Source organism: Paraburkholderia sp. Ac-20336, from assembly GCF_017105025.1.
Taxonomy (GTDB): Bacteria; Pseudomonadota; Gammaproteobacteria; order Burkholderiales; family Burkholderiaceae; genus Paraburkholderia.
The window spans coordinates 1-7,896 of the sequence record NZ_JAAGPS010000202.1 but is presented as its reverse complement, the minus strand read 5'-3'; the positions used below and the strand labels follow the sequence as shown (position 1 = coordinate 7,896).

Below are 7,896 nucleotides of genomic sequence, written 5' to 3'. Positions count from 1 at the left end.
TTGAGGCGGGGCGCGCCGTCGGTGCCGGCCGCGTCGCTAGCGGCGGCTTGCGGCACGTCGTTCCGCGCGGGCCCATCGTTTGCGTCGTCCGCGGTGCTTGCAACGGCGGCATCGTGCGCCGGCGCCTCGATCGGCGGCTCGGCCGTCTTCCACAATCCGGCAAGCAGATCGAGATCGCGCGGCCAGTCCGCGTCTTCCGGGCCGACGCAGAACACCACGTCGCCGAACGGCACCGCGACGAAATCGGCGACCAGCACCTCGTCGCCGTTCGACGACTGCAGGCGGGTCACGCCGTCCTCGCCGACGACCAGCGTCACGTCGTCGACGGTCCAGTCGGTGATGCAGAGGTCCGCATCTTCGGCGCCGCCGATCCGGTAGCTGCCGCTCGTGAGCTGGACCTGGGCTCCGGCGTGAGTTCCGGTCAGTACTCGAAGGGCTTTCATGTTCGTCGTTCCCATTGATCCGCTGATACCTGAAATACCTGAAGGGTGCGGCCGTCGTTTTCGCCGCTGTTAGCAGCCGCAACCGTCGAATCCAGTTTAGGTTTTCGCCTCCGGCGCAGCGGGCGGCATGCGAACTTGCAGCGTCGTATCCGAAGCGGCCGGCGTGCCGTCCGCCGTCGATTGCGCGACGCCGACGGCGTCGAGAATCCGCTGCCGGATCATGGCGAGCGACTGCTCGTCGTCGTTGTAGTCGACGCCGGCGTCGCGCCGCGCGAGCGCCGTGTCGAGCGACAGCGCATGCAGCTTCGCCGTCACCGCGGGCTTCGGCGACACGGCGGGCGCGTAGGCGAGCGATGCGTTGTGGTACGACTGCAGCCGCGCCGGCTGACGGCGCCTGACCATGCTGAGCGGCGACATCATCTGGAGCAGGTAGGGCACGAGCAGCAGCGGCCCGTCGTGCGGAATCTGCGAGAGCAGATCGAGCGCCGCGCGCGTACCGTCGGCCGCGAGCCGCGACGGCAGATCGGGCGAGCCGATCTTCTCCTTTGCGAGCAGTTGCATTGGGCTCGCGAGCGCCTGCAACCGCACCGGCCGCATCTTGCCTACTTTCGCCGCCTGGATGCGCGTCGAGCGTTCCCGCTTGTCGCCGTCGCGCCGCGGCTGGCGGCCGTCGGGCTGCCCCTGCTGTTGCTGTTGCGGCTGCGGCTGGCCGTCGTCCCGCTCGCGGCGCGGCTCCTGGTCCTGGCGCTGCTGATCGCGTTCGTGTTCGCGCCCCTGATCCTGCTTCGGCTGCTGCTGATCCCGGTCGCGCTCGCGTTCATGTTCACGCTCGTGCTCGTGCGGGTGGGAATGCTGATGCTGTTTCTGCGGATCGTCGTCGCGCCGGTGCTCGTGCTCGTACCGGTTCAGTTGCGATCCGTCGTCCGGCTGCTCGCGAATCTCGGTGTCCTTCGCATGCGACTTGCCCGACGATTCGGGGCGCGGCCGCTGGCCGAGCCTGGCGAATTTCTGCGCGGACGGCGACGGCAGCCGGTTCGCGCCCATGAAGGATTTGCCCTTCCAGAACGCCGCCGCCATCTTGTTGTGCAGCATCCGCGCGCGCTGCATCTTGACGCGCTGCACCTTGAAGCGCGTAAAGGTGCCCGCTTCGAATTTCTGCTCGGTATGCGCTTCCTGCGAAAGCTCATCGGCCTGATGGTTCGAATGGCCGTTGTTGCCGTGGATGCGCGAGCTCATGACGGCACCGCCAGCGTGATGATTTCATTCGCGAAGTGCAGGATCGACGCGGAGCCCCAGGCGCCCGTCACGAGCACGGTGATGACGACCGCGACGAGCTTCACCGCGTACGAGATGCTCTGGTCCTGCAGCGAGGTGATCGCCTGCACGAACGAGATCGCGAGGCCCGATACCGCCGCGACGACGATGACCGGCATCGAGACGGTCAGACACAGCAGCAGCCCTTCGGTGGTGACGCGAATGAGCGTATCGGTTTCCATGAGATGCCTCAGCGGTAGGTCATGATGAGTCCGTGGATCAGCGTCGACCAGCCGCTCATCACGACGAACAGCAACAGCTTGAACGGGATCGCGACGTTGGTCGGCTGAACCTGGCTCAGGCCCATCGCCATCAGCACATTGGCGATCACGAGATCGACGACGACGAACGCGATGTACAGCAGGAAGCCGATCTTGAACGCGTCGGTCATCTCGGTCAGCGTGAAGGCCGGCGCGAGCACGATCAGGTCGTCTTCGCGCAGCTTCGAGGCAATCTCCTTCGGCCAGATCACCATTGCCGAGCGCACGAAGAAGCGTTTCTCGCGTTCGCCCGCATGCTTCTTGAGGAAGCCCCGGAACGGCTCCCTGGCGGCATCGAACGCGTCGAACACGATGGTCGACGAATCGGCGCCGGGCGCGCGGTGGGTGTTCTGCATCGTCTGCATGGCCTGGATGCCGATCGGCGCCATCACGTACGCGGAGACCAGCACGGCGATGCCGTTCAGCACCATGTTCGGCGGCACCTGCTGCACGCCGAGCGCGTTGCGCAACAGCCCGAGCACGACGACGATCTTCGCGTACGACGTGGCCACCATTGCAACGAAGGGGATCAGGCTGATCGCGACGACGGTGATCAGCAGCCCGGTGAGATCGTTAAACTGAATCATGGCCGCTCGACAGTCGAAGAAGACGCACGCCGAGATGGTCGCCGACGCTGACCAGTTCGCCGAAGCCGATGGTCTGCCCGTAGGTGACGAGGCGCACGCGCGCGTCGGGCACCTGGGTCGGCAGTTCCAGCACGTAGCCGGCGCGCAGCGCGGACAGTTGCGCGACGGGCATCGACACCGTGTCGATCTCGAGCTTCAGCGGCAGATCGAGATCGCTGATGCCGACCGGCGAGTCGATCGAGTCGGTGAGAGGGGCGCTGAAGCGCGTGTCGTGGCTCATGGTGGGGTCCTCGGTCAGGGTCATTTTCTGTTGGGTGAGGTCGACCGGCACGCGCAGCTGGCGGGTGCCGTAGCGGCCCCAGACCACTTGCGCGCGCGCAGCTTCGGCGGCATGCCGCAGCAGCGCGGCGACGGGTTCGGACACGGCGCGCAGCAGCACGTCGCCGGGGCGCAGCGAGTCGAGCTTCGTCACGCTCATCGCCTTCTCGCCGATGGTCAGGCGCCCCGGCACGGCGATCCCGCTGACGTGCGTCGCGTAAGGCGTAAACTGCCGCGCGACGAAGGCTTCCAGCGCGTCGAGCCAGCCGTCGTCGATCTGTTCGAGCGTCGCGTCGATACGCTCGCCGCCGAGCCGGAACGCGAGCGCACAGCACGGGCCGGGGCCCGCCTCCTGCGCGCGGTCGAGCGCGGCGATCTCCACGCCGTCGATGCCGAACGCCTCGAACGCGCGCGCCAGCGGGGCGAGCAGCAGCGCGCCGACCGCGTGGCGCAGCGCCGGGTTGTCCGGCTGGGCGCCGCCGTCCGCATCGAACAGGCTCGCGAGCCCCGCGTGCTGCGCGACGTCGAGGCGTAGCGACGCGCTCTGCATCCCCCAGCGCAGCCGCACGACGACCGCGCGCGCCGCGTCGACGACGTTGCGCATCCCGACCGACCAGCCCGTCACGCCGAACGTATGCGATAGCACGGCGCCCAGCCGCTCGTCGACCGCGAGCCGGTGCTGGCGCGCGGTCGCGGCGGCGAGCGAGGGCAGACGTGCCGGATCGAGCGAGACCGCGACGGGCGTACGGTGCATCGGGTGCGATTGATTGGTGTCCATGTGCGATTACGTGACGATGATCTCGATCTCGTGCGATGCGTCGAAGCGCGTCTGCATCATCTGTTTCAGCTGGTCGCCGAGCGTTGTCTGATGCCGCAAGATTAGCTGTCGCGAGGCGTCGTCCGTGGTGTCGAAGCGAAGCGTCAAGTCGAAACGCGAAAGCGCGACGTGGAGCGTGCAGCCCGGCAGTTGCGCCGAATCGATCGGCACGGTGATGCGCCAGTCGCCGCGCTCGCGCACCGCCGGGTTCGAGCAGAAGTCGGCGACCTGTTCGACGATCGAGCCGACGAGGCGCCGGACGTCATCGCCGACGGGCGTGGGTGCCTCGATCGCGGTTGCGCGCGGCGCGGTATGGGGTGTCGCGTGCGCGTGCCTGAGCGCGGCCGTGTGATTGATGGAGCCTGCGGCCTGACTCGCGGCCGCGACGACGCCTGGATTCGCGCGGGAGCCGGAAGCGTTGCCGCTGCCGGTCGCGCGGACCGGGCCGGCGGCAACGCCGGAACTGTGCGGCCAGGCACCGAAGCCGCCGGTGTTGCCGCCGGTTCGGCTTTCGCGTGCAGCGCCGGAAAACGGCTTGCCGTCGTCGCGCTCGTGCTCGTTCCGGCCGCCACCCGATTCGCTGCCGGATTCACCGCCCGATTCGTCGCGCGACTGTTGCTCCTGCGAATGCCGCTGTTCGTCGTACAGCGGCGGGAGAAACGCGAACGCCTCGGGCTCGGCCGCCGGCGCCTGCCCGGCATCCGTTGTTTCCGGCGCGTCGTCCGCCGGACTGGATGGCTCGGACGCTTCGAACGCGTCGGCCGTTTCGCACAGCGCGTCCGCATTCGCGTCGGCTGCCTCGGCGGCTGCGTTCGCCAGCAGTTGCCGGAACCGGTCCGCCTGCCGGCGCAGCGGTTCCGACTGCGGCGCGGCGTCGTGCGCCGGCTGCGCGGACGGGTCCACGATCACGCGGACCCGGTGAGGGGAGTGGGCATGCATGTCGGCGCCGGCTCCGTTACATCGTCAGCCGGCCGACCGGCTGCAGGTCGACGTGGGCGCCCAGTTCCTGGTACGAATAGACCGGCAGCCAGTTCAGGCGCGCCTCGATCATCCGTTTCACGTAGCGCCGGATGTCCATCGACGCAACCAGCGCGATCTGCGCGCGCGGCGCTTCGCCGACGATCTCCGCGATCTTCGCGACGAGCCGGTTGATCTCGTCGGGCGGCAGCGCGAGGAAGTTGCCGGTCGGCGTCTGCTTGATCGACTGGCGGATGTGCTGTTCGACCTGCACGTCGACCAGCACCACCGGCATGTCGCGCGTGCCGCCGCCCGTCGCGCGGTAGGCGATCAGCCGGCCGAGTTCCATCCGGATGTACTCGGTCAGCATCAGCATGTCCTTCTCCTTCGGCCCCCAGGTGATGAGGCTTTCGGTGATGCTGCGGATATTGCGGATCGGCACCTGCTCTTCGAGCAGCCGGCGCAGCACGTCGGCCATCTTCTGCAGCGGCAGCGCCTTCTGCACTTCGCTGACGAGGCCCGGATAGTCCTCGTTCAACTGGTCGAGAATCCATTGCGCTTCCTGGATTCCGAGGAACAGGTGCGAATGGGTGCGCAGCAGGCCGATCGTGTGCCCCGCGATCAGTGCTTCCGGCGTCGGCGCGGCCGCGTCCTTTGCCTTGGCGTCGCTCTTCGTGTCACTCCCGGCCGCGGCGGCGTTCTTCGCGTTCGCGAGCGATTCGGCGAGCGTCGAGCGGCCGTGCGGCACGTCGAAAATCAGGACTTCGTAGGTATCGTCCGGCAGCGTCGGGTCGGTCCACATCATGATGCCGGGGAACGGCAGCCCGACCTCGGCCTGCAGCGCCGCACGCTGCGTGTCGAACGCCTTGTCGAGCGCATCGGCCGCGAGCCGGCCGCTGACGTCGGGCGCGAGCCGCACGCCGAGCGGGCAGGTGAACGCGGGCGGGCGGGGCAGGATCGACGGCGCATCGCCTTTCGCGCCGGCCCGCTGCAACGCGCCGACCGGCTTGCCGCCGCCCTTCGCCGGGCCGCCCTGGTTCTTCTGCAGCCGGTAGCCGACGAACGCGAGCGTGCCCGAGAGCAGCACGAAGAGCGGCGCCGGAAAGCCCGGCACGGCCGCGAAGCCGAGCAGCAGCAGCGCCGCGAAATACAGCGCACGCGCGCTGCTCGTGAACTGGCGTTTGATGTCCTCGCCGAGCGACGAGCCGGAATCGCCGTTGCCCTCGTCGACGCGGGTAATCATCACGCCGGCCGCGACCGAGATCAGCAGCGACGGAATCTGCGACACCATCGCGTCGCCGATCGACAGCACTGAGAAGCGGTTCGCCGCGTCGCCGGCCGACATGCCGTGATAGGCAACCCCCACCGCGATCCCGGCGATGATGTTGACCATCGTAATCATCAAGCCCGCGATCGCGTCGCCCTTGACGAACTTCATCGCGCCGTCCATGCCGCCGTGCAGCTGGCTTTCGATCGCGAGCCGCATGCGCTTCTTGCGCGCTTCCTCGGGAGTCAGGATGTTCGCGCGCAAGTCCGCGTCGATGCTCATCTGTTTGCCCGGCATCGCGTCGAGCGTGAAGCGCGCGCCGACCTCGGCGACCCGCTCCGAGCCCTTTGCGATCACGATGAACTGCACGACCGAGATGATGACGAACACGACCAGGCCGACGACCAGATTGCCGCCCACCACGAGTTCGCCGAAGCTCTCGATGATGTTGCCGGCGTCGGCGTGCAGCAGGATCGACTTGGTCGAGGCGATGTTGAGCGAGAGCCGGTACAGCGTCGTGAACAGCAGCACCGACGGAAACGCCGAGAGTGACGCGATGTGGCCCACGTACATCGTGACCATCAACAGCGTGACGCTGATCGTGATGTTGATCGCGAGCAGTCCGTCGATCACGGCGGGCGGCAGCGGCAGGATCATCAGCGAGACGATCGCGACCAGCAGGATCGCGATGCCGGCTTCGCCGATGCCTGGCAGTTTCAATGACTTCGGCATGTTCACTTCTCCGTTCTGGCGGGTTGAGTCCCGAGGCCGTCGACCCATTTCAGGATCGCGGCGACGACCTCGAATAGTTCCTCGGGCACCGGCTGCTTCTCCGGCACCTTGTGCAGCATTCGCGCGACGGGCGGATTGGCGACGATCGGCACGCCGCTTTCGGTCGCGTAGCGGCGCAGCAGCAGCGCCTCGTCGTCGAGCCCCTTCGCGATCACGATGGGCAGCGGGCACTCGACCGGGTCGTAGCGCAGCGCGACCGCGTAGTGCACCGGGTTGACGACGACGACGCTCGCGCGGCCGACGCCGCGCTTCGGTTCTTCCTGGCTCATTTCGCGCGCTATCCGCTTGCGCTCGCCCTTGACTTCCTGGTTGCCTTCGCTGTCCTTGTGCTCGCGCTTGACCTCGTCCTTGGACATGCGGTTCTTGCGGATGAACTGCCAGTGCTGGAGCTTGTAGTCGACCGCGCCGATCACGATGAACACGCCGAGCGCGACCGTCACGAGATGCGTCACCACCGACCACAGCACCTCGATCAGGCGCGCCAGCGTTTCGTCGAGCGAGCTGGCGACGACCGGCATCGACGACTTGATGGTCGACCACATCACCGCCATCAGCACGATCGCCTTGACCGTCATCTTCGCGAGATCGATGAGGGCGTTCATGCCGAAGATCTTCTTGAGGCCGGAAGCCGGGCTGATCGCGTCGAGCTTCGGGTTCACCGCCTTCAGCGAGATCACGAAGCCCACCTGCGGGAAGAGCGCGAGGACCGCCGCCACGAGAGCGATCGCGGCGATCCCGCACAGCAGGCCGATGGCGTGGAAGCCCATGTCCGAGAGCGTGACCGACAGGTCCTGCAGCGTTCTGTCGCCGTGCGTGAAGTCGAGCGCGTCGTTCACGACGGCGCGCAGCGAATCGGTCAGGTAGCGCTGGCCGGCGGTGAAGGTCAGCAGGAGCGCGCCGAGCGGGGCGACCTCGACGAGATCGGTGCTCTTCGCAACCTGGCCTTCCTCGCGAGCGTCTCTCAGTTTTTTCTCTGAGGGCTCTTCGGTCTTATCGTCACTCATGACGGCGTCCTTCGCGCTTCTGAACGGCGCGCCGCGGGAGGCGGGCATCCGTCACGCCACGTTAGCGGCGCGCGGGCGGCAGCATGCGCGCGAATGCGAAGTCCCGACGGCGCGCGCGAAGCGCCGCCCGCTTCGCC

At 67.7% G+C, this 7,896-nt stretch carries 7 protein-coding genes and 1 pseudogene; all 8 read right to left on the bottom strand.

The window, feature by feature from the left end:
• Positions 1 to 443, bottom strand: a pseudogene (locus tag GXB81_RS29650) (FHA domain-containing protein); the annotation flags it as partial.
• Positions 444 to 539: 96 nt separating this feature from the next.
• Positions 540 to 1,679: a helicase gene (locus GXB81_RS29645; protein ID WP_205991081.1), complete on the bottom strand. Its 1,140-nt coding sequence runs from the start codon at positions 1,677 to 1,679 to the stop codon at positions 540 to 542.
• Positions 1,676 to 1,939: a type III secretion system export apparatus subunit SctS gene (gene sctS / locus GXB81_RS29640; RefSeq protein ID WP_167044082.1), complete on the bottom strand. Its 264-nt coding sequence runs from the start codon at positions 1,937 to 1,939 to the stop codon at positions 1,676 to 1,678. Before sctS ends, GXB81_RS29645 begins: the two co-directional genes overlap by 4 nt.
• 8 nt (positions 1,940 to 1,947) lie before the next feature.
• Complete coding sequence (sctR, locus tag GXB81_RS29635) at positions 1,948 to 2,604, bottom strand: type III secretion system export apparatus subunit SctR (RefSeq protein ID WP_167044079.1); 657 nt, start codon at positions 2,602 to 2,604, stop codon at positions 1,948 to 1,950.
• Positions 2,591 to 3,700, bottom strand: a complete 1,110-nt coding sequence (sctQ, locus tag GXB81_RS29630) for a type III secretion system cytoplasmic ring protein SctQ (protein WP_205991080.1) — start codon at positions 3,698 to 3,700, stop codon at positions 2,591 to 2,593. Before sctQ ends, sctR begins: the two co-directional genes overlap by 14 nt.
• 6 nt (positions 3,701 to 3,706) lie before the next feature.
• On the bottom strand, positions 3,707 to 4,678 hold the full coding sequence (gene sctP / locus GXB81_RS29625; RefSeq protein ID WP_205991079.1) for a type III secretion system protein SctP: 972 nt from the start codon (positions 4,676 to 4,678) through the stop codon (positions 3,707 to 3,709).
• Between the two features lie 16 nt (positions 4,679 to 4,694).
• Positions 4,695 to 6,695: an FHIPEP family type III secretion protein gene (locus tag GXB81_RS29620; RefSeq protein WP_205991078.1), complete on the bottom strand. Its 2,001-nt coding sequence runs from the start codon at positions 6,693 to 6,695 to the stop codon at positions 4,695 to 4,697.
• A 2-nt stretch (positions 6,696 to 6,697) separates the two neighbouring features.
• On the bottom strand, positions 6,698 to 7,759 hold the full coding sequence (gene sctU, locus GXB81_RS29615) for a type III secretion system export apparatus subunit SctU (protein ID WP_205991077.1): 1,062 nt from the start codon (positions 7,757 to 7,759) through the stop codon (positions 6,698 to 6,700).
• Between the last annotated feature and the right edge of the window lie 137 nt (positions 7,760 to 7,896).

Bases quoted from the DNA above. Each gene is read 5' to 3' on its own strand.
- sctS (WP_167044082.1), bottom strand. From the start codon at position 1,939: ATGGAAACCGATACGCTCATTCGCGTCACCACCGAAGGGCTGCTGCTG.
- sctQ (WP_205991080.1), bottom strand. From the start codon at position 3,700: ATGGACACCAATCAATCGCACCCGATGCACCGTACGCCCGTCGCGGTC.
- sctR (WP_167044079.1), bottom strand. From the start codon at position 2,604: ATGATTCAGTTTAACGATCTCACCGGGCTGCTGATCACCGTCGTCGCG.
- sctU (WP_205991077.1), bottom strand. From the start codon at position 7,759: ATGAGTGACGATAAGACCGAAGAGCCCTCAGAGAAAAAACTGAGAGAC.
- GXB81_RS29645 (WP_205991081.1), bottom strand. From the start codon at position 1,679: ATGAGCTCGCGCATCCACGGCAACAACGGCCATTCGAACCATCAGGCC.
- GXB81_RS29620 (WP_205991078.1), bottom strand. From the start codon at position 6,695: ATGCCGAAGTCATTGAAACTGCCAGGCATCGGCGAAGCCGGCATCGCG.
- sctP (WP_205991079.1), bottom strand. From the start codon at position 4,678: ATGCATGCCCACTCCCCTCACCGGGTCCGCGTGATCGTGGACCCGTCC.